Genomic DNA, 20,899 nt, shown 5'->3' with positions numbered 1-20,899 from the left:
CCATGAATAAAAAAGGTCGCCATGAATGGCGACCCTACGGTAACGGTGCGGGAATGACAGGGGCGTCCTGAATCGCGCCCCTGCAACCCTCACTACCGCCGTTTCAGCAACAGGTACAAACTAATGGCGAAGAATGCGCCGCTTGGCAGAATCGCGCCCAGCACCGGCGGTAAACCGTACACCAGACTCAGTGGCCCAAAGATCTGATCCAGCACGTAGAACAGGAAGCCAAAGCTGATGCCGGTGACCACGCGCACGCCCATCGATACGCTTCTCAGCGGACCAAAGATAAACGACAGCGCCATCAGCATCATCACCGCCACCGACAGCGGCTGGAAGATTTTGCCCCACATATTCAGCAGGTAGCGCCCGGATTCCTGGCCGCTCTGTTTGAGATATTTGCTGTAGTTATACAGACCGCTGATCGACAGCGCGTCCGGGTCCAGCGCCACCACGCCCAGCTTGTCTGGCGTCAGATTGGTTTTCCATTCGCCGCTCAGGCTCTGTGAACCGGTAATCTGCTTCGGATCTTTCAGGTCCGACTCATCCACCTGCGACAGCTCCCACAGTTTGCGATCTTTATTCCAGACTGCGGTGGCGGCATAGCGCACGCTCAGCAGACGCCGCTGGTCGGTAAAGCGATAGATACTGACGCCGTCGATCTCGTTGTCGCCTTTAATGCGCTCAATGTAGATAAAGTCGTTGCCGTCTTTCGCCCACAGGCCGTTTTGCGTCGAAACCAGCGAGCCGCCGTACAGCTGCTGCGCCCGGTAGTTACGCGCCATCTGCTCGCCCTGCGGGGCGACAAACTCGCCCACCGCCATGGTCAGCAGCACCAGCGGAATCGCGGTTTTCATTACCGCCAGCGCCACCTGCAGACGGGTAAAGCCGGAGGCCTGCATCACCACCAGTTCGCTGCGCTGCGCCAGCGTGCCCAGCCCCAGCAGCGCGCCCAGCAGCGCCGCCATCGGAAAGAAGATCTCGATATCTTTCGGTACGCTGAGCAGCGTGTAGTAACCGGCATCCAGCGCGGTATACGCGCCCTGCCCGGTTTTACGCAGCTGATCAACGAACTTAATGATGCCCGACAGCGACACCAGCATGAACAGCGTCATCATGATGGTGTTGAAGATGGTTTTGCCGATATAGCGGTCAAGGACCTTAAACATCACACGGATCCTCCACGGCTAAAGCGCGCGCGGAAACGGCGCATCGGCACGGTATCCCATACGTTGAGCGCCACCGCCAGCGCCAGATACGCCAGGTTGACTACCCACATCCAGATCGCCGGATCAAACCGGCCTTTCGCCGCGTTGGAGCGCAGTGAGCTCTGCAGCAGGAAGAAGATCAGGTAGAGCAGCATAGCCGGCAGCATCGACAGCACGCGGCCCTGGCGCGGGTTAACCACGCTGAGCGGCACCACCATCAGCGCCATCACCAGCACAGCGAACACCAGCGTCAGACGCCAGTGCAGCTCCGCCTGGAACTGCGGCGTTTTGGTTTTTATCAGCGTGCTGATGTCGGCCTGATCGGCATCGTTAGGATCGAGCACCGCCTCTTTGTACCCCACCAGCGCCTGATAATTGACGAAGTCGGTAATACGAAAGTCACGCAGCAGCGCCGTGCCTTCAAAGCGTGTGCCTTTGTCCAGCGTCACGGTCTGCGAGCCATCTTTGTGCTGCTCCATGTGACCGCTGTCGGCCAGCACTACCGATGGCCGTGCATTGCCCTTCGGCCGTAGTTGCGCCAGGAACACGCTGCCGAACTTGTTGCCCTTCACGTCTTCGACGAACAGCACGGTATTGCCGTCGCTGGAGGTCTGGAACTGCCCCGCCGCCAGCGCCGCCGCTCCCGGGTTGGCTTTGGCATTTTGTGTCACTTCATCCTGATAGCGCGAGGACCACGGGCCAAGCCAGATCACGTTAACCGCCGCCACCAGTGAGGTGAACAGCATCAGGATCATCGCCGCTTTTATCAGGACGCCTTTACCCAGCCCGCAGGCGTGCATCACCGTAATTTCACTTTCGGTGTACAGCCGCCCAAGGGTCATTAAAATCGCCAGAAACAAGCTTAGGGGCAGGATAAGTTGTGCCATTTCAGGCACGCCAAGTCCTAACAATGTCAGAACCAGATTTGTTGGGATTTCGCCATCCACCGCCGCACCCAAAATCCTGACTAACTTCTGGCAAAAGAAGATAAGTAGCAGGATGAACAGGATAGCCAGCTGGCTTTTGAGCGTTTCCCGAACCAGATATCTAATGATGATCACGCTTAGTACGCCTGTGAAAACTTGTCTTTTTGCAGGAAAATCGCTAGTTTCAACGCTTATCAGCCATTTTTCTTCATCAATGGCCGTCATGGTAGCTAAAATAGTATGACGAACGCGTTAGGGTGGTGAAAAAACAACACATTGTCACCCCACTCATTATGGCCGCCGGCGTTAAATTGTCATGGCGTCGCAACAAATTAATGGGTTACGAACGCGCTACATTCTAACGACAGCTAAGGCCGTTGTCTTTAAGATTCAGGAGAGTGCATGGAGTTCAGTGTAAAAAGCGGTAGCCCGGAAAAACAGCGCAGCGCCTGCATTGTGGTTGGCGTTTTCGAACCGCGTCGTCTGTCACCGATTGCCGAGCAGCTGGATAAGATCAGCGATGGCTACATCAGCGCGCTGCTGCGCCGCGGTGAGCTGGAGGGCAAAGTGGGCCAGACGCTGCTGCTGCACCATGTGCCAAATATCCTGTCCGAACGTATCCTGCTGATCGGCTGTGGTAAAGAGCGTGAGCTGGATGAGCGCCAGTACAAACAGGTGATTCAGAAAACCATCAATACCCTGAACGATACCGGTTCAATGGAAGCGGTGTGCTTCCTGACCGAACTGCACGTTAAAGGGCGCAATACCTACTGGAAAGTGCGCCAGGCGGTAGAAACCTCTAAAGAGGCGCTGTACAACTTCGACCAGCTGAAAAGCAACAAAGTTGAGCCGCGCCGTCCGCTGCGCAAGCTGGTGTTCAACGTGCCGACCCGCCGTGAGCTGACCAGCGGTGAGCGCGCTATTCAGCACGGTCTGGCCGTTGCCGCCGGCGTCAAAGCGGCGAAAGACCTGAGCAATATGCCGCCGAATATTTGTAACGCCGCGTATCTGGCGTCGCAGGCACGTCAGCTGGCCGATGCGTACAGCAAAAACGTCACCACCCGCGTGATTGGCGAACAGCAGATGAAAGAGCTGGGCATGAACGCCTATCTGGCGGTCGGTGCCGGTTCGCACAATGAGTCGCTGATGTCGGTGATTGAGTACAAAGGCAGCAGCGACGCCGATGCGCGCCCTATCGTGCTGGTAGGTAAAGGGCTGACCTTTGACTCCGGCGGCATCTCCATCAAGCCTGCCGAGGCGATGGATGAGATGAAATACGACATGTGCGGCGCGGCGTCGGTGTACGGCGTGATGCGCATGGTGGCGGAACTGAATCTGCCGCTGAACGTGGTCGGCGTGCTGGTGGGCTGTGAAAACATGCCGGACGGGCGTGCGATGCGTCCGGGCGACGTGCTGACCACCATGTCCGGCCAGACGGTTGAAGTGCTGAATACCGATGCTGAGGGCCGCCTGGTGCTGTGCGATGCGCTGACCTACGTTGAGCGCTTCGATCCGGAAGTGGTGATTGACGTCGCTACCCTGACCGGCGCCTGCGTGATCGCGCTGGGCCATCACGTCAGCGGGTTGATGTCGAACCACAATCCGCTGGCGCACGAGCTGATCAGCGCATCAGAGCAGTCGGGCGACCGCGCGTGGCGTCTGCCGATGGCCGATGAGTATCAGGAGCAGCTGGAATCCAACTTTGCCGATATGGCCAACATCGGTGGCCGGCCAGGCGGCGCAATTACCGCCGCCTGCTTCCTGGCACGCTTTGCGCGCAAGTTTAACTGGGCGCACCTGGATATCGCCGGCACCGCCTGGCGCTCCGGCAAAGCCAAAGGCGCGACCGGACGTCCGGTGCCGCTGCTGTCGCAGTTCCTGCTGAACCGCGCTGGCCTGAACGGCGACGATTAAGAACCGGGGCGAATGCTGAGACGGTGCGCATGAATGCGTTTGACAGCGTGCGGCCATTGGAACGGTGCGCATGAATGCGCACCCTACGGTGTAGGGTCGCCGTTCACGGCGACCTGATTATCAGCCGCACGGTTTGTAAGGTCGCCGTTGATGGCGACCTTATTATTGGACGCCGCAATCTTACTGTCGCACAATGCGCCCCACTGTCATTGATGGAAATAACCTGCCATGAAAAACGCCACCTTCTTCGTCATGGAGTCTGAAAGCGCCAGCGACGGCTTAAGCGCCATCGAAGCGCTGGTGTGCGATTTGGCCGCCAGCCGCTGGCGAGACGGTAAGCGCATCCTGATTGCCTGCGAAGATGAACAGCAGGCCAATCGGCTGGATGAAGCGCTGTGGCAGCGCCCGGCCAACGCCTTTGTGCCGCACAACCTGGCCGGCGAAGGCCCGCGCTACGGCGCGCCGGTTGAGCTGGCCTGGCCGCAGCGACGCGGCAGTGCGCCGCGCGATCTGCTGATCAGCCTGCTGCCGCAGTTCGCAGATTTTGCTACCGGTTTCCATGAAGTGATAGACTTCGTACCTTATGAAGAATCCCTGAAACAACTGGCGCGCGACCGCTATAAAGCGTATCGCAGCGTTGGTTTCCAATTGAATACGGCGACGCCACCCCCGCCGCAAACGACATAGCAGATATGGAAAAGACATATAACCCGCAAGATATCGAGCAGCCGCTCTACGAGCACTGGGAACAGCAGGGCTACTTCAAACCGAATGGCGATACCAGCCAGGAAAGCTTTTGCATCATGATCCCGCCGCCGAACGTCACCGGTAGCTTGCATATGGGTCACGCCTTCCAGCAAACCATCATGGATACCATGATCCGCTACCAGCGCATGCAGGGTAAAAACACCCTGTGGCAGGCAGGTACGGACCACGCCGGTATCGCCACGCAGATGGTGGTTGAGCGCAAGATCGCCGCTGAAGAGGGCAAAACGCGTCAGGATTACGGTCGTGACGCCTTTATCGAAAAAATCTGGCAGTGGAAGGCTGAATCCGGCGGCACCATCACCCGCCAGATGCGTCGCCTTGGCAACTCGGTAGACTGGGAGCGCGAGCGCTTCACCATGGATGAAGGCCTGTCCAACGCGGTGAAAGAGGTCTTCGTCCGTTTGTACAAAGAAAACCTGATTTACCGTGGCAAGCGCCTGGTGAACTGGGATCCGAAACTGCGCACGGCGATCTCTGACCTCGAAGTGGAAAACCGCGAGAGCAAAGGCTCAATGTGGCACATTCGCTATCCGCTGGCGGACGGCGTGAAAACTGCCGAAGGCAAAGATTACCTGGTGGTGGCCACTACCCGTCCGGAAACCCTGCTGGGCGATACCGGCGTGGCGGTCAACCCGGAAGATCCACGTTACAAAGATCTGATCGGCAAAGAGGTAATCCTGCCGCTGGTGAACCGTCGTATTCCGATCGTCGGCGACGAACACGCCGATATGGAGAAAGGCACCGGCTGCGTGAAGATCACCCCGGCGCACGACTTCAACGACTACGAAGTGGGCCGTCGTCACAAGCTGCCGATGATCAACATCCTGACCTTTGATGGCGACATCCGCGAGCGTGCGGAAGTGTTCGACACCAACGGTGAAGTCAGCGATGCCTGTTCCGATGAAATACCGCCGCAGTTCCAGAAGATGGAGCGTTTCGCCGCGCGTAAAGCGATTGTCGCCGCCGTTGACGAGCTCGGCCTGCTCGACGAAATCAAACCACACGATCTCACGGTGCCGTACGGCGACCGCGGCGGCGTGGTGATCGAGCCGATGCTGACCGATCAGTGGTACGTGCGCACGGCCCCGCTGGCGAAAGTCGCGGTGGAAGCGGTAGAAAACGGCGACATTCAGTTTGTGCCGAAGCAGTATGAAAACATGTACTTCTCGTGGATGCGCGACATCCAGGACTGGTGCATTTCGCGTCAGCTGTGGTGGGGCCACCGCATTCCGGCCTGGTACGACAACAACGGTAACGTCTATGTTGGCCGCAGCGAAGAAGAAGTGCGCCAGGAAAACAATCTGGCCGCCGACGTGACGCTGCGCCAGGATGACGACGTGCTTGATACCTGGTTCTCTTCCGGCCTGTGGACATTCTCTACGCTGGGCTGGCCGGAGAATACCGAAGCGCTGCGCACCTTCCATCCTACCAGCGTGCTGGTGAGCGGCTTCGACATTATCTTCTTCTGGATTGCGCGCATGATCATGCTGACCATGCACTTCATCAAAGATGAAAACGGCAAGCCGCAGGTTCCGTTTAAAACCGTCTACATGACTGGTTTGATCCGCGATGAAGAAGGCCAGAAGATGTCCAAGTCGAAAGGCAACGTCATCGATCCGCTGGATATGGTGGACGGCATTTCGCTGGAAGATCTGCTGGAGAAACGCACCGGCAACATGATGCAGCCGCAGCTGGCTGAGAAGATTCGCAAACGCACCGAGAAGCAGTTCCCGGACGGTATCGTGCCTTCCGGCACCGATGCGCTGCGCTTCACCCTCGCCGCGCTGGCGTCCACCGGTCGTGACATCAACTGGGATATGAAGCGCCTGGAAGGCTACCGCAACTTCTGTAACAAGCTGTGGAACGCCAGCCGCTTCGTGCTGATGAACACCGAAGATCAGGATTGCGGCCAGAACGGCGGCGAGCTGAAGCTGTCGCTGGCGGATCGCTGGATCCTGACGGAATTCAACAGCACCGTGAAAGCGTACCGCGAAGCGCTGGATAGCTATCGCTTTGATATCGCTGCCAACATTCTGTACGACTTCACCTGGAACCAGTTCTGTGACTGGTACCTGGAGCTGACCAAGCCGGTGATGAACAGCGGCAGCGAAGCGGAGCTGCGCGGCACGCGCAACACGCTGGTGACGGTGCTGGAAGCGTTGCTGCGCCTGGCGCATCCGATCATCCCGTTCATTACCGAGACCATCTGGCAGCGCGTGAAAGTGCTGAAGAACATCGACCACGACACCATTATGCTGCAGCCGTTCCCGCAGTATGACGCGGCGAAGGAAGACGCGGAAGCGAAGGCCGATATCGAGTGGATGAAGCAGGCGATTGTGGCGGTGCGTAATATCCGTGCCGAAATGAACATCGCGCCAAGCAAGCCGCTCGACGTGCTGCTGCGCGACTGCTCGCCGGCGGCGCAGCGTCGTGTTGAAGAGAACCGCAACTTCCTGTCGCGCCTGGCGCGTCTGGAAAGCCTGACCATTCTGCCAGCCGGCGAGAAAGGTCCGGTCTCGGTGACCAAGATTGTTGATGGCGCAGAGCTGCTGATCCCGATGGCGGATCTGGTCAACAAGGAAGCCGAGCTGGAGCGTCTGGCGAAAGAGCTGGTGAAGCTGGATGTCGAGATCGAGAAGATTCAGACCAAACTGGCTAACGAAGGTTTTGTATCGCGCGCACCGGAAGCGGTGGTGGCGAAAGAGCGCGAACGCGTAGCCGAGCTGGAGCAATCAAAAGCAAAACTGATTGAACAGCAGGGCGTGATTGCGGCATTGTAAGCGCTTCAGTCCTGACGCTTAATCGAAGCCGGGCACTGCCCGGCTTTTTTCTATCGGAAGATTATGATGACCACCGCCACGCCACTTAACCTGCAGGTGCGCCCGATTGTCGCCGCCGATAATCCGCGGATTGCGCAGGTGATCCGCGATGTCTCCGCCGAGTTCGGCCTGACGGCGGATAAAGGTTATACCGTGTCCGACCCGCAGCTCGATCGGTTGTTTGAGCTGTACAGTGCGGCGGACAGCGCTTACTGGATCGTGGAGCATGAAGGTCAGGTGGTCGGCGGCGGCGGCGTGGCACCGCTCGCCTGCAGCGCACCGGATATCTGTGAGTTGCAGAAGATGTATTTCCTGCCGTCGGTGCGCGGGCTGGGTTTAGCGCGCGAACTGGCGCTGCGCGCAATGGATTTTGCCCGCCAGCGCGGGTTCCGGCGCTGCTACCTGGAGACCACCGGCAGCCTGACGCGCGCCATTAAGCTCTATCAGTCGCTGGGCTTTGAACAGATTGAGGGCGCGATGGGCTGTACCGGCCACGTGGATTGCGAAGTGAGAATGCTGCGGGTATTGTGAGGTAAAAACCACTCACTTCTCTGCCGCAACGCCCTCAATCAACGCCCCCAGCGTCTCTACCGCCGCCTCAGCGCGTGCATCCCACGGCCAGGCGGTGTTGAAGCGGAAGCAGTGGCTGAAACTCTCGCTGCTGGAAAACAGCTGGCCCGGCGCAATACTGATGCCCTGCTGCAGCGCCAGATGATACAGCTGCGTAGCGTTAATCTGCTCCGGCAAGGTAATCCACAAAAAGTAGCCACCGGGCGTATCGCTGATGTGCGCCTCGGCGGGCAGCACGCGGCGCAGCGCCTGCTGTGCCAGCTGTTTGCGCTTCGCCAGCGTCTGACGTAGCTTTTTCAGATGCGTATCGTAGCTGCGGGTGCTAAGAAAATCCGCCAGCGCCAGCTGCATCGGCGCGCTGGTCGAGAGCGTACTCATCATCTGAATGCGCTGCACGCGCTGCGCGTAGCGCCCCGCCGCGACCCAGCCCACGCGAAATCCCGCCACCAGATTTTTCGAAAAGCTGCCGCAGTGCAGCACGTAACCCTCGCGGTCGAACGCTCTGGCCGGCAACGGCTTATCGTGGCCGTGATACAGGTCGCTATAAACATCATCCTCTATCATCGCCACCTGATAACGCGTCAGCAGCGCCACCAGCTGCTGTTTGCGCTCGGCGCTAAGCGTAAAGCCGAGCGGATTCTGCCGGTTGGTCATTAGCCAGCAGGCTTTCACCGGCCAGCGCTGCAGCGCCTGCTCCAGCTCATCCAGATCGATGCCCTGCTCCACATCGCTGGCGATAGCAATCGCGTTCAGCTTAAGTCGTTCGATCGCCTGCAACGCGCCATAGAAGGAGGGGTTCTCAATCACCACCCAGTCGCCCGGTTCGGTCACCGCCTGCAGGCTGAGGTTCAGCGCTTCCATCGCACCGTTGGTAATGACGATGTCATCCGGCGACAGCGTAATGCCCTGCTGCGCATAACGCTGGGCGAGGATTTTTCGCAGCGCTTCATTACCGGGCGGCAGATTATTCAGGGCATCGGTGGGTTTAAGATTATGCGAGACCTTCACCAGCGAGCGCATCAGCTGGCGCTGGGGAAACAGTTCCGGATCGGGGAAGGCAGAACCAAACGGCATGATGGCCGGATCGCGCGTCGCCTGCAGCACATCAAACACGAAGCTGTTGGTATCGGCCTGGTCGGTTTTGGCAATTGCCTGGGTTGGCAAACGCGGACGGCTCTCCGCCGCGCGCGGTGCCACGTAGTAACCCGACTGCGGCTTCGACACTATCCAGCCCTGGCTCTCCAGCACCTCGTAAGCGTGCATCACCGTCATCAGGCTGAGCCCGCTCTGCTCCGCCTGCTGGCGCAGCGACGGCAGCTTTTCACCCGGCGGCCAGATGCGTGCTTCGATTTGCGTACGTAGCTGATCTACCAGCTGCTGGTATTTGGCCATGGCGCCTCCGCTGCGGAAATGTCGCGCGCCAGTTTACATGGATTGGTTCGGAGAGGATATCGCGTCCTCAGAGACATTCAGAACTGATGTTGCACCGTACGACTGGAAGCTGAGCGAAGGTGTCGGGGATGCTGCGGCTTTTTGTTGTTGGGTTGGGTGCGGTCTGGCCCTCACCCCGGCCCTCTCCCGCACGCGGGAGAGGGAGAAAAGACACACAGCGTGCACGCGGGTGAGGGTGAAAAGACATACAGCGCGCACGCGGGAGAGGGAGAAAAGACACTCAGCGCGCACGCGGAGAGAGGAGCTCCAGGCGGCAGAAACCAGCCTCTACTCCGACGCCGTCAGCGCCGCGAGTTTGTCCTTCACAAAATCCGGTAGCTCGCTGATGCGCTCTGGCGGTAGCGGTTTGCCCAGCAGGAAGCCCTGCAGGGTGTCGCAGCCGAGCCCGGTGAGGAACGCCTGCTGATCCTGGGTTTCCACGCCTTCGGCCACCACTTTGAGATCCAGCGACTGCGCCAGCGCGACGATGGCGGAGACGATGGTGGCGTCTTCCGATTTCGCCTGCAGCTCGTTAACAAAGGCGCGGTCGATTTTCAGCTCGCTGGCCGGTAAACGTTTGAGATACAGCAGGCTGGAGTAGCCGGTGCCGAAGTCATCAATCGAGGCTTTTACCCCCATGCTGGTCAGCTCGGTGAGGATGCGCACGCTCTCTTCCGGATCGCGCATCGCCGTGGTTTCGGTGACTTCCAGCGTCAGCAGCTCGGCCGGAATCTGGTGCTGTTCCAGCGCCTGCGTCACGGTGTCGACCAGGTTGCACTGCTCAAACTGCAAGGCAGAGAGGTTCACCGCCACCGACCAGTGCGGATGGCCCTGCTGGTGCCAGATGTGCAGCTGGCGGCAGGCCTCGTTGATCACCCAGTTGCCGATATTAATGATCATGCCGGTCTTCTCGGCGATAGGTAAAAACTTGTCCGGCGTCAGCAGGCCGCGCGTCGGGTGCTGCCAGCGCAGCAGCGCTTCGAAGCCAATGATCGGCCCGCTCGGCGCGCAGTACTTAGGCTGATAGAACAGACGCAGCTCGTTGCTATCCAGCGCCTGCCACAGGTCGTTATTAAGCTGCAGCTGCGACTGCGCCAGCGTATTCATGGACGGCTGGAAGAAGTTATAGCCGTTACGGCCGTTGTTCTTGGTGTGATACATCGCGGCGTCGGCGTTAAACATCAGCTCGCGCTCGTCCTTGCCATCACCAGGATAAACGGCGATGCCGATACTCAGCGACACCATCAGCTCGTAGCGTGACACGCTAAACGGGCGATCCACGGCTTTTACCAGCGCATCCGCCACCGCTGCGGCATCGTTGGGATCGCCGATCTCAATCAGCAGCACGAACTCGTCACCGCCCAGCCGCGCCAGCGTGTAGTGCCCTTTCATCTGGTCGGTCATACGTTCGGTTACCGCAATTAGCAGGTTATCGCCGACGTGGTGACCAAAAGCATCGTTGACCGCTTTGAAACCGTCGAGATCCATAAACATCAGCGCAAAATGCGAGCGCTCGCGGTTGGCCTTGTTGATCGCCTGCTCGAGGCGATCCTCCAGCAGGATGCGGTTCGGCAGTCGCGTCAGGTTATCGTGCAGCGCCAGCTGGGCCAGCTCGCGGTTGGCCTCCGCCAGCGAGCGCGCGAGAATCGAGGTGCGCGCCTGCATACGCGCGTCGAGCATCGAAACCAGCAGCGTAATGCCGAGGATCGCCAGCGTCACCACCGTGACCAGCATCGCCAGCCAGTCGCTGTTCACGCCGTGATGGGTGGCGTGACTGTGCATCGGGAAGTTCGCCGCCGCCATGCCGGTATAGTGCATGCCGGCAATTGCGCAGCCCATCACCATGGCTGCACCGACGCGCAGTAGCGTGACACGGCCATGCCCTTCGCGCAGGTTGAACGCCAGCCACAGCGCGGCACCGGAAGCCACCAGCGCAATCAGCACCGAAACCGCAATCCAGCCCCAGTTCCAGCTGATGCCCGGCTCAAACATCAGCGCCGCCATGCCGGTGTAGTGCATCGCCACCACGCCGGAACCCAGTACCAGCGCGCCGCCCAGCAGCCGTCGCCACGGCAAGTCGCCGGACGAGCACACCAGCCACAGGGCAAAGATGGAGGCGAGAATCGCCACCACCATTGAGGCGGCGGTAAGCAGCGGATCGTAGCTCATCACCATATCCAGGCTCATCGACAGCATGCCGATAAAGTGCATGGCCCAGATGCCCACGCCCATGGCGAAGCCGCCGCCCAGCAGCCAGACCAGCGCCACCCGGCCGCTGGAGGAAGCGACGCGTCCCGCCATATCCAGCGCGGTAAAGGAGGCAAGCATCGCTACCAGTATCGAAACGAGAACGGTAAACGCATCGTACGAAGTCACTAACATAGTGATTTCCCATATAAAAAAGCTGTGTTAAGTCAGCTGTGGTGTTGTTGAAATGAAAAAGAAAATGTTGGTTTTATAATTGAAATTATCGGCAGACCGGCTGCCGATATGAGTCACTGAACGATGAAAGCTTCCGATGTGAAGGAGAACAAAAATTGCTGGTCAGGCGCCGGTGAGCGGCAGCACGTTATCAGGAAAGTGCGGTGCAATCGGCGGTGATGCGGTGAATTCGCCGATGCGCTCCGCCGGCGTCGGTTTGCCCAGCAGATACCCCTGCAGCGTGTCAAAGCCGAGACCGGTCAGCAGGCGCTGCTGCTCTTCGGTCTCCACACCCTCCGCCACCATGCGCAGGTTAAGGCTTTGCGCCAGCGTCAGCATGGCGGTCACCACGGTTGCATCCTCGCTGTCGGCACGCAGGCTGTTAATAAAGGCACGATCAATTTTCAGCTCGCTGGCCTCAAGATGCTTGAGGTGCAGCAGATTGGCGTAGCCAATGCCGAAGTTGTCGATGGCCACTTTGACGCCAAGCCGCTGCAGTTCGGCGATGCGCTGCTGGCTGAACTGCGGATCGCGCATGGCGATGTTTTCCGTGATTTCCAGCATCAGCGCGCCTTCAGGCAGCTGGTAGCGCTGCAGCGTCTGGCGCAGCGTATCGATCAGATCACGCTGATGAAACTGCAGTGCGGACAGGTTAACCGAGACGCTCCAGTCGCGGTTGCCCTCGTCCTGCCACTGCCGCAGCTGACGGCAGGCTTCGTTGATCACCCAGTTGCCGAGCGCCACGATCTGGCCGGTTTTCTCGGCGCGCGCCAGAAACATATCCGGCATCAGCAAGCCGCGGCGCGGATGCTGCCAGCGCAGTAACGCCTCAAAACCCATCAGAATGGTCCCGCCCGCGCGAAACTTCGGCTGGTAGAACAGGCGCATCTCCTGGCACTCCAGCGCGTTCCATAAATCGTTGGCCAGCGCCAGCTGATGCTGTGCCACCGCGCTCATCACTGGCTCAAACAGGCTCCAGCCGTTACGCCCGCTGTGCTTGGTGTGATACATGGCCGAGTCAGCGTTAAACATCATCTCCTGCGGGCTGCGGCCATGCTGCGGGAAGATCACGATGCCGATGCTGAGCGAGACGCGCAGCGAGTAACGATCCAGCTCAAACGGTGCATCAATGCTGTGCACCAGCCGCTGCGCCAGCGCTTCAGCCTGGGTTGCCGCGTACTGCGGACACAGCATGACAAACTCATCGCCGCCGAGGCGCGCCAGCAAAATGTCCGCTTCCAGCTGGGTGCGCAGCCGTTCCGCCACGGCGACCAGCAAACGATCGCCGACGTGATGCCCCCAGGTATCGTTCACCGCTTTGAAGCCGTCGAGATCCATAAACATCAGGGCAAAGGGCTGGTCATACAGCGTCGCCTTTTTGATTTGCATGCTGAGCTGCTGGTCGAGCATCACGCGATTGGGCAGTGCGGTGAGAGTATCGTGCAGCGCCAGCTGGCGCAGCTCGCTGTTGGCGCGCCGCAGCCGGGCGGCAAGACGCGCCGCGCGCAGCTGGGCATCCAGCATCGAGATCAGCAGCGTCAGACCGAGAATGGTGAGCGTGATGATGGTTACCCACACCGCCAGCCCCTCCTGTCCCATGCCGTGGTGCTGCATGCTGCCGGGCGCGCTGAACTGCGCGGCCGCCATGCCGGTGTAGTGCATGCCGGCAATCGCCACCCCCATCGCCAGCGCCGCGCAGGCGCGCATCAGTAGCAGGCTCTCGCCGTGGCGCAGGTGAAACGCCAGCCACAGCGCGGCACCGGATGCGCCGTAGGCAATCAGTACCGACAGTGCCACCAGGCGCAAATCCCAGTGAATGGCGGGTTCAATCAGCAGCGCCAGCATGCCGAGATAGTGCATGGCAACCACGCCGCTGCCGAGGATCACCGTGCCGCGCAGCAGCCGGCGGCGCGTCAGATGGCTGCCCTGCAGGCCCTGCGCAAAGGCGAAGATGCTGGTGAGAATTGCCAGCAGCAGCGAGAAGGCGGTGAGCGGAAAGTCATAGCGCATGGTCATCGGCATCATCATCGCCAGCATGCCAATGAAGTGCATCGCCCAGATGCCAATGCCCATCGCCGTACCGCCGGCCACCAGCCACAGCTTCGCCAGCAGGCCGCGCGACACGGCGACGCGCCCGGCGGTATCCAGCGCAGTAAACGCCGCGATAAACGCCACAATCAGCGAAACGGCAACCAGAACGCTATCCCAGGTAACCAGCAACATGTGCGCTCCTCAACTCAACCCGCGGCAGCGCAGGTGCGGTATCGTCAATTAACAACAGAAAAAGTGAAAACATCAATGAGAGGTAGCTAATGACCACCCGCGCTGTGGCGACACAAAAACAGATCCATAAATAACTGGAGATATTGCACGGCTATTTTTTATTCTCATCGTGTGTCGCGGCCGGGAAAAGTAATGATATCTGATTAATGCATGAACATAGCATTGAACCTGAAGTCGCGGTAGAGGGGGAAAACACTTGCCGTTTGGTTTTTTTAACGGGCCGCCAGCCCTTGTTATGACTGCATTACCGGTGAAAAGGAGAAATTGATTAGCGAAAATTCTCCGGTGTGTTGTACAAGCGGCAAAAGGGTGTTCTATAGTAAATAAAACTGATATAAATCACTAACTCAGCCTTTAAGAATTTTCTTAGGTGGCAGGGCATTAAGTTCGTTTGCCGATCGCGGCGTCTTGTTATTTACGGGTTCGTTTCATTAATGAATCACCAGGCGAAAAAGCACTGACCTTGGATAATCAGTAAGGAATGATTATGAAACTCAAGCTTTTTCTTTTGGCTACCAGCCTGAGCGCCGCGCTCGCCCCTGCAACGGTTTTTGCTGCCACCACAACGGGAACCATCAATGCCACATTAACGCTCACCACCGGCTGTCTGGTGAACGGTCAGTCCGCCACCAGCGGGGTTAACTTCGGTACCCTGAACTTTGGTAGCAGCGCTGCAACCTTTGATACCTTAAACGCCACCCTGGTGGGGGCATCCGGGAACGGCATTTTTGTCCGCTGCACCACCGGTCAAACCTTCAATGTGCAGGTCACCAGCAGTAATCCGGCACCGGCCACCATTTACGGTACGGTGAGCGGCCAGCCGCGTTACCTGATCCTTGGCTCCAACAATACGCAGGGCATTGCTTACACGCTGTACAGCGACGCCGCGTTTACCACCGCCATCGCCAACAACACCAACATTGCCGCCAGCGGCACCACCGATCCGACGCTTGGCACCAACTATGCCATTTACGGTCGGGTGGTCGGCGGCGGCTTTAACCCACTGATTCCGGCCGGTACCTACACAGATACCATTAACGTGGCGGTGAATTACTGACGCCAGCGGTGGGGTAAGAAGGATGGTCTGGCTGCTGCGTGCTGGCAGCCTGGCCCTGCTGATAGGGAGCGTCCCGGCCTGGGGTTTGCCGACGGCCACCTTCCAGGTCTCTGCGTCAGTGGTGGCAGGCTGCGTGATCTCCGGTACCAATACCGGCGTGTTTGGCACGCTGAATTTTGGCACCCAGTCGGGCGTGGCGAGCAGCAGCGTCAGCGCCAGCTACGTGCAAAGCACCACCCTCACCCTCGCCTGCACGCCGGGTACCGCCCTCAGCATGAGTATCAATGGCGGCAGCAATTACACCAGCAGCCGCAATCTCAAACACACCAGTAACACCGATACCGTGGCGTACAGCCTGTATACCAACGCAGCGCACACCACGGCGATTCCGGTTAACTCGCCGGTGGCGCTGAGTTACAGCAACGCCAATAACATCGTGCTGCCGATTTATGGCCTGTTAACCCTGCCCGGCCCGACGCGCGCCGGGACCTATACCGATACGTTAACCGTCACCCTGAGCTGGTGACGGCAGCATAAAAAAGGATGAAAGATGATGAGCCTGCGCGCCCTGTTTCTGTGGTTTCTTCTGGCCCTGTCGCCCGCCAGCTTCGCTGCCAACTCGCTGATGATCTGGCCGATCGATCCCGCCATCAACCCACAGGAAAAAGCCAGCGAACTGTGGCTGGAGAATCGCGGTAACGCCACCACCATCATGCAGGTGCGCATCTTCAACTGGCAGCAGATTGACGGCCAGGAGCAGTATCAAACGCAGCAGCAGGTGGTCGCCAGCCCGCCGATGGTGCGGCTGGAGCCGGGGCAGAAGCAGCTGGTGCGTCTGATTCGCCAGAGCGCGCCGCCCGCCGGCGTGGAGCAAGCCTATCGCGTGGTGCTGGATGAGATCCCGACGCCGCGCTCGCCGGGTGAGAATCAGGCCGGGCTGACGTTTCAGATGCGCTACTCGGTGCCGCTGTTTGTCTATGGCGATGGCCTGACGCGCGACAGCGCCAAAGCCGATCTCAGCTGGCGTCAGGTCAGCCGCGACGGCAAACGCTGGCTGGAGCTGACCAATCGCGGCAACGGCCACGCGCGCCTGAGCAACGTCACCGTCGGCGGTCGCGCGCTCGGCAACGGCCTGTTTGGCTATGTGCTGGCTAACAGCAGCCACCGCTGGCCGCTGAACAGCCCGGTGAGCGGTGAACTCGCGGCCGAGGTGAATAAAAATCACTGGCGCAGCGCTGCCGCGCGCTGATGAAACTGACGCCGCCTCCCTGCGCGCTGGCGGTGACCAGCGTGCTGTGCTTTTCCCCGCTGAGCAGCGCAGAGACTTTCTCTGAGCTGCCACCGCCGCCTGCCGTCAGCCACAGCGCCAGCGGCCAGCAATACATGCTGGAACTGGTGGTGAACCAGCGCGAACGGGGCGAGATTGTGCCGGTAGAGCGGCGCGACGGTGAGTTCTGGCTGCGCAGCGGCGATCTGCAGCGCGCCGGCATTCCGGCGGCGAAGCTGGCTGGCGAACAGGTCGCTCCCGGTCAGTTGGGGGAGGTCAAAGTGGAATACGATGAACGCCGCCAGCGCCTGCTGCTGACGGTACCGCCCGCCTGGCTGCCGGAGCAGATGCTTGGTCAGCCGCAAAACGGCCCGCGCTACCCCGGCCAGGCCAGCAACGGCGCGCTGCTCAACTACGACCTCTACGCCACGCGCACCGACAACGCCGGTTCGCGCCTCTCCAGCTGGAATGAGCTGCGCCTGTTCGGCCCGGCCGGCCAGTTCTCCAGTAACGGTGTCTATATCCAGCAGCTTGCGGGCGACACCCGCGGCCAGCAGCAGGGTTATATTCGCTACGACACCTGGTACAGCAACGAGAATGAGAACGCCGCGCTGAGCTGGCGCGCCGGGGATTTGATTACGGATGCGCTGGGCTGGAGCAACAGCGTGCGCCTTGGCGGCGTGCAGATCGCGCGTGACTTCAGCGTGCGGCCAGATCTGGTCACTTACCCGCTGCCGGCCTTTAGCGGCCAGGCGGCGGTGCCGTCGTCAGTCGATCTGTTTATCAATGGCTATCGCAGCGCGCAGGCCAACGTGCAGCCGGGGCCGTGGTCGCTGACCAATGTACCGTTCGTGAACGGGGCGGGCGATGCGGTGATCACCACCACCGACGCGGTCGGCCGTCAGGTGACGACGACGCTGCCGTTCTACGTCTCCAGCAGCCTGCTGAAAACCGGCCTGTCTGATTACGCCTTCTCCGCCGGGGCGATTCGCGAGAACTACGGCATCAAAAACTTTGATTACGGCGCGGCGGCGGCCAGCGGATCCTATCGCTACGGCCTGCGCGACTGGCTGACGCTCGAATCGCACGCCGAAGGCAGCAGCGACGTGGCGATGGGCGGTGCCGGCGCGCTGGTGAAGCTGGGCAGCCTGGGCGTCATCAACGCCGCGCTGGCGCAGAGCCAGCTGGACGGCAGGCCCGGCACCCAGTACAGCTGGGGTTACCAGTACAACAACAGCTGGTTCAGCCTCGGCACCCAGCACACGCTGCGCAGCGCGGATTTCGGCAATCTGGCGCTGGTCGGCAGCCGCGGCGATAGCGCCAATACCAGCTATTCGCTCGCCAGACGCAGTGCGCAGTACACCGCCAGCCTGTCACTCAGCCAGTACGGCAGCCTCGGTCTGGCGTATCTGGATATCGCTGGCGGCAGCGGCGATCGCACCCGCCTGTGGAATTTATCGTGGAGTAAAAATCTGTGGGGCAACAGCAGCCTGTACATTTCCGCCAGCCGCGACCAGCAACAGGGCGACTGGAGCGGCGCGATTTCGCTGGTGATTCCGTTTGGCGAACAGAGCAGCGCATCGATCAGCGTCGAGCGCGATCAACAGGGACAAAGCAATCAGCGCCTGTACGTGTCGCGCGCCATGCCGAGCGACGGCGGTTTTGCTTACGATGCGTCATGGGCGCATCAGGGCGGCGACAGCGGCGATTATCGTCAGGGCAGCCTGCGCTATCGCAACAACAAGATCGATACTTCCGCCGGCTTTTACGGCGACGATGACAACACCACGCAGTGGGCCGATTTCACCGGCTCGCTGGTGCTGATGGACAACCATGTGTTCGCCGCCAACAACATCAACGATGCCTTTGTGGTGGTGAAAACCCGCTATCCGGACGTGACGGTGCGCTACGAAAACCAGACGATGGGCCGCACCGATGACGCTGGCTACTTGCTGGTGCCGTCCATCAGCAGCTACTACGGCGCGAAGTACGATATCGATACCCTCGATCTACCGGCTGACATGACCGCGCCGAGAGTGGAGCAGCGCTTCGCGGTGAAGCGCAAAAGTGGCTATCTGCTGAATTTCCCGGTGGAGCGCCTGCGCGCCGCCAGCGTGATCCTGCACGACAGCGACAGCCAGCCGCTGCCGGTCTCCAGCCAGGTGTTGCGCCGCGATCGCGCCACCGAATATGTCGGCTGGGACGGCCTCGTGTGGATGGAAGATCTCAGCGCCAGCAATCCGATGCGCGTGGTGACGCCGGACGGACGCCAGTGCGAGACCACGCTGGCTATCGCTGAGGGTCAGCCTAAAGCGCTGCAGACTTACGGTCCACTCACCTGCCCGCTGCCGCCTGCCGCGCCCGGTGCGGCCGTGGATGCCGCCAACAACTCACAGTCAGGGATCTCGCCATGAGGAAATTTCTGTTCTTGCTGCTGTGGCTGCTGCCGGCCAGCAGCTACGCGCTCTGTTCGCTTTCGGCCCCCAGCGCCAGCTTTGGCACGCAAACCACGTTTTACGTACAGTCGACGGCAGTCAATACCTCCAGTAATACCAACGTTAACTGCGGCACCGGCACGCTCAACCTGCTGGGCAGCGATTACGTCGCCTATGCGTTTACCACCGCCAACTACCTGAGCGGCACGCGCGCCACCATGAAGGCGTCTGCCAGCGGCACTGATAACGTGCCGATTCAGCTGTGCATCGACAGCGCCTGTGCCACCGAGTTGCGCCAGGGCGGCAGCTATCGCTGGAACTCTTCCGCGCTGCTGGCGCTCGGCAACAGCCTCAATTTTGTCATTCCACTCTATTTCCGCACCGTGCCCGGCCAGGTGATTGCCGCCGGCAGTTACACCACCACCATCACGCTGACGGTGAGTTATAACGTGTGTGCCGGGTTGAACGTGGCCGGCGTGTGCGTCGGCACGGTGCAGAGCAGCAGCGGGACGGCGATGCCGATCACCGTGAATATGGTGATCACCAACGACTGCACCACGATTACGGCGCCGAACGTCAGCTTCGGCAGTGCGCCGCTAGTCGGTAGTTTTTCTACCGTGCAGCAGACGATTAACGTGGTGTGTTCAAAGGGCAGCACGTATACGGTGGGACTGAGTAATGGCAGCTATTACAGCGGCACCACGCGCCAGATGGCGAGCGGCACTAACCGGCTGGCGTACGATATCTATAAAGGCACCACCACCACCAATCGATGGGGCCCGAGCGGCAGCGACCGCTGGAGCAGCGCGACCTCGACATCGCTCAACGCGGATACCGTGACGCGCAACTTTACCTATACGGCGCAGATTCTGACTACGCAGAATACGCCCGCAGCGGGCAATTACAGCGATAGCGTGGTGGTGGATGTGGCGTTTTAGCGGGGTGGGGTAAGGAGTGGGCTGATCGGGCGGGCGTTGATGTGAAGCGCTGGTCTGCGAAACCGCACTGAGCGGTCCCCTCTCCCGCATGCGGGAGAGGGTCAGGGTGAGGGCCTGCGCGCAGAGCAGGAGCAGGCTTGCCCCCCTCATCCCCCGCCTTCTTCCGCCAGCGGGAGAAGGGGCCGATTGAGCGGGGGGTTGTGTGAAGCGCAGGTCTGTGAAACCGCACTGAGCGGTCCCCTCTCCCGCGTGCGGGAGAGGGTCAGAGTGAGGGCCAGCGCGCAGAGCAGGAGCTCGCTGGCACCCTCATCCCCCGCCTTCTTCCGCCAGCGGGAGAAGGGGCCGATTGAGCGGGGGGTTGTGTGAAGCGCAGGTCTGTGAAACCGCACTGAGCGGTCCCCTCTCCCGCGTGCGGGAGAGGGTCAGAGTGAGGGCCAGCGCGCAGAGCAGGAGCTCGCTGGCACCCTCATCCCCCGCCTTCTCCCGCCAGCGGGAGAAGGGGCCGATCGCGCGGGGGTTGAGGTGAAGTGCAGGTCTGCGAAACCGCACTGAGCGGTTCCCTCTCCCGCGTGCGGGAGAGGGTCAGGGTGAGGGCCAGCGCGCAGAGCGGGAGCAGGCTTGCCCCCTCATCCCCCGCCTTCTCCCGCCAGCGGGAGAAGGGGCCGATCGGGCGAGTGTTGAGGTGAAGCGCAGGTCTGCGAAACCGCACTGAGCGGTTCCCTCTCCCGCGTGCGGGTGTACAGTCCGGGGACATGGCAGACAGGTGTTCGGGGACATAGTGAACACTTTTTAACATCCTTTACCCATGGTGATCGACTTTTTCTTCAGGTCGATCACCCCCACTTTTGTGCTGTACCACCAC

At 60.3% G+C, this 20,899-nt stretch carries 15 protein-coding genes; 9 read left to right on the top strand and 6 right to left on the bottom strand.

Annotated elements, in window-relative coordinates; genetic code table 11:
• Positions 1-92: 92 nt before the first annotated feature.
• Both lptG and lptF read right to left on the bottom strand, forming a co-directional pair.
• Positions 93-1,169 carry an LPS export ABC transporter permease LptG gene (gene lptG / locus F3J36_RS21255; protein ID WP_021506721.1) on the bottom strand — a complete coding sequence of 359 codons (1,077 nt, stop codon included), beginning with the start codon at positions 1,167-1,169 and terminating at the stop codon, positions 93-95.
• Positions 1,169-2,269 (bottom strand): LPS export ABC transporter permease LptF, encoded by a 1,101-nt coding sequence (gene lptF, locus F3J36_RS21250; RefSeq protein ID WP_031279533.1) that lies wholly within the window; start codon positions 2,267-2,269, stop codon positions 1,169-1,171. Before lptF ends, lptG begins: the two co-directional genes overlap by 1 nt.
• 267 nt (positions 2,270-2,536) lie before the next feature.
• On the opposite strand from lptF, the gene pepA reads away from it, so the two are divergent.
• From pepA to F3J36_RS21230, 4 genes are all read left to right on the top strand, one after another.
• Positions 2,537-4,048, top strand: a complete 1,512-nt coding sequence (gene pepA, locus F3J36_RS21245) for a leucyl aminopeptidase (RefSeq protein ID WP_021506719.1) — start codon at positions 2,537-2,539, stop codon at positions 4,046-4,048.
• A gap of 228 nt (positions 4,049-4,276) precedes the next feature.
• Positions 4,277-4,735 carry a DNA polymerase III subunit chi gene (locus F3J36_RS21240; protein ID WP_021506718.1) on the top strand — a complete coding sequence of 153 codons (459 nt, stop codon included), beginning with the start codon at positions 4,277-4,279 and terminating at the stop codon, positions 4,733-4,735.
• A 5-nt stretch (positions 4,736-4,740) separates the two neighbouring features.
• Entirely contained in the window at positions 4,741-7,596 is a 2,856-nt protein-coding gene (locus F3J36_RS21235) for a valine--tRNA ligase (RefSeq protein WP_058757216.1), read from the top strand.
• Positions 7,597-7,662: 66 nt separating this feature from the next.
• Positions 7,663-8,166, top strand: coding sequence for a GNAT family N-acetyltransferase (locus F3J36_RS21230; protein WP_141496462.1), 504 nt, complete (start codon positions 7,663-7,665; stop codon positions 8,164-8,166).
• A gap of 12 nt (positions 8,167-8,178) precedes the next feature.
• On the opposite strand, the gene F3J36_RS21225 is transcribed toward F3J36_RS21230, so the two are convergent.
• The 3 genes from F3J36_RS21225 to F3J36_RS21215 form a co-directional block, all read right to left on the bottom strand.
• Positions 8,179-9,597: a PLP-dependent aminotransferase family protein gene (locus F3J36_RS21225; RefSeq protein ID WP_166720527.1), complete on the bottom strand. Its 1,419-nt coding sequence runs from the start codon at positions 9,595-9,597 to the stop codon at positions 8,179-8,181.
• A gap of 327 nt (positions 9,598-9,924) precedes the next feature.
• The gene (locus F3J36_RS21220) at positions 9,925-12,018 is read right to left on the bottom strand and encodes a bifunctional diguanylate cyclase/phosphodiesterase (RefSeq protein ID WP_166720526.1); all 2,094 of its coding nucleotides are present in this window, start codon (positions 12,016-12,018) and stop codon (positions 9,925-9,927) included.
• Between the two features lie 162 nt (positions 12,019-12,180).
• Positions 12,181-14,280: a bifunctional diguanylate cyclase/phosphodiesterase gene (locus tag F3J36_RS21215; RefSeq protein WP_166720525.1), complete on the bottom strand. Its 2,100-nt coding sequence runs from the start codon at positions 14,278-14,280 to the stop codon at positions 12,181-12,183.
• A 547-nt stretch (positions 14,281-14,827) separates the two neighbouring features.
• Between F3J36_RS21215 and F3J36_RS21210 the strand changes: the two genes are divergently transcribed.
• From F3J36_RS21210 to F3J36_RS21190, 5 genes are read left to right on the top strand one after another with little or no spacing between them, the layout of a single operon-like run.
• Positions 14,828-15,397: a spore coat protein U domain-containing protein gene (locus F3J36_RS21210; RefSeq protein ID WP_021509578.1), complete on the top strand. Its 570-nt coding sequence runs from the start codon at positions 14,828-14,830 to the stop codon at positions 15,395-15,397.
• A gap of 22 nt (positions 15,398-15,419) precedes the next feature.
• On the top strand, positions 15,420-15,923 hold the full coding sequence (locus F3J36_RS21205) for a spore coat U domain-containing protein (RefSeq protein WP_088518017.1): 504 nt from the start codon (positions 15,420-15,422) through the stop codon (positions 15,921-15,923).
• Positions 15,924-15,947: 24 nt separating this feature from the next.
• Positions 15,948-16,646, top strand: coding sequence for a molecular chaperone (locus tag F3J36_RS21200; protein ID WP_211073265.1), 699 nt, complete (start codon positions 15,948-15,950; stop codon positions 16,644-16,646).
• Positions 16,646-19,078 (top strand): fimbria/pilus outer membrane usher protein, encoded by a 2,433-nt coding sequence (locus tag F3J36_RS21195; RefSeq protein ID WP_166720524.1) that lies wholly within the window; start codon positions 16,646-16,648, stop codon positions 19,076-19,078. Before F3J36_RS21200 ends, F3J36_RS21195 begins: the two co-directional genes overlap by 1 nt.
• Positions 19,075-20,037 carry a spore coat U domain-containing protein gene (locus tag F3J36_RS21190; protein ID WP_127834597.1) on the top strand — a complete coding sequence of 321 codons (963 nt, stop codon included), beginning with the start codon at positions 19,075-19,077 and terminating at the stop codon, positions 20,035-20,037. The genes F3J36_RS21195 and F3J36_RS21190 overlap by 4 nt, the downstream gene beginning before the upstream one ends.
• Positions 20,038-20,826: 789 nt before the next feature.
• Here F3J36_RS21190 and F3J36_RS24275 read toward each other — a convergent pair.
• The coding region (locus F3J36_RS24275) for a hypothetical protein (RefSeq protein ID WP_225614602.1) at positions 20,827-20,899 on the bottom strand (73 nt) is incomplete at its 5' end.

Source organism: Pantoea sp. Cy-640, from assembly GCF_011752635.1.
Taxonomy (GTDB): domain Bacteria; phylum Pseudomonadota; class Gammaproteobacteria; order Enterobacterales; family Enterobacteriaceae; genus Pantoea; species Pantoea dispersa.
The sequence above is the reverse complement of the archived record's forward strand: the minus strand, read 5'-3'. Positions and strand labels throughout refer to the sequence as shown.

What these genes read in the sequence shown, in the direction of transcription:
- lptG (WP_021506721.1), bottom strand. Translation starts at nt 1,169, where the DNA reads ATGTTTAAGGTCCTTGACCGCTATATCGGCAAAACCATCTTCAACACC.
- pepA (WP_021506719.1), top strand. Translation starts at nt 2,537, where the DNA reads ATGGAGTTCAGTGTAAAAAGCGGTAGCCCGGAAAAACAGCGCAGCGCC.
- F3J36_RS21240 (WP_021506718.1), top strand. Translation starts at nt 4,277, where the DNA reads ATGAAAAACGCCACCTTCTTCGTCATGGAGTCTGAAAGCGCCAGCGAC.
- F3J36_RS21235 (WP_058757216.1), top strand. Translation starts at nt 4,741, where the DNA reads ATGGAAAAGACATATAACCCGCAAGATATCGAGCAGCCGCTCTACGAG.
- F3J36_RS21230 (WP_141496462.1), top strand. Translation starts at nt 7,663, where the DNA reads ATGACCACCGCCACGCCACTTAACCTGCAGGTGCGCCCGATTGTCGCC.
- F3J36_RS21225 (WP_166720527.1), bottom strand. Translation starts at nt 9,597, where the DNA reads ATGGCCAAATACCAGCAGCTGGTAGATCAGCTACGTACGCAAATCGAA.
- F3J36_RS21220 (WP_166720526.1), bottom strand. Translation starts at nt 12,018, where the DNA reads ATGTTAGTGACTTCGTACGATGCGTTTACCGTTCTCGTTTCGATACTG.
- F3J36_RS21215 (WP_166720525.1), bottom strand. Translation starts at nt 14,280, where the DNA reads ATGTTGCTGGTTACCTGGGATAGCGTTCTGGTTGCCGTTTCGCTGATT.
- F3J36_RS21210 (WP_021509578.1), top strand. Translation starts at nt 14,828, where the DNA reads ATGAAACTCAAGCTTTTTCTTTTGGCTACCAGCCTGAGCGCCGCGCTC.
- F3J36_RS21205 (WP_088518017.1), top strand. Translation starts at nt 15,420, where the DNA reads ATGGTCTGGCTGCTGCGTGCTGGCAGCCTGGCCCTGCTGATAGGGAGC.
- F3J36_RS21200 (WP_211073265.1), top strand. Translation starts at nt 15,948, where the DNA reads ATGATGAGCCTGCGCGCCCTGTTTCTGTGGTTTCTTCTGGCCCTGTCG.
- F3J36_RS21195 (WP_166720524.1), top strand. Translation starts at nt 16,646, where the DNA reads ATGAAACTGACGCCGCCTCCCTGCGCGCTGGCGGTGACCAGCGTGCTG.
- F3J36_RS21190 (WP_127834597.1), top strand. Translation starts at nt 19,075, where the DNA reads ATGAGGAAATTTCTGTTCTTGCTGCTGTGGCTGCTGCCGGCCAGCAGC.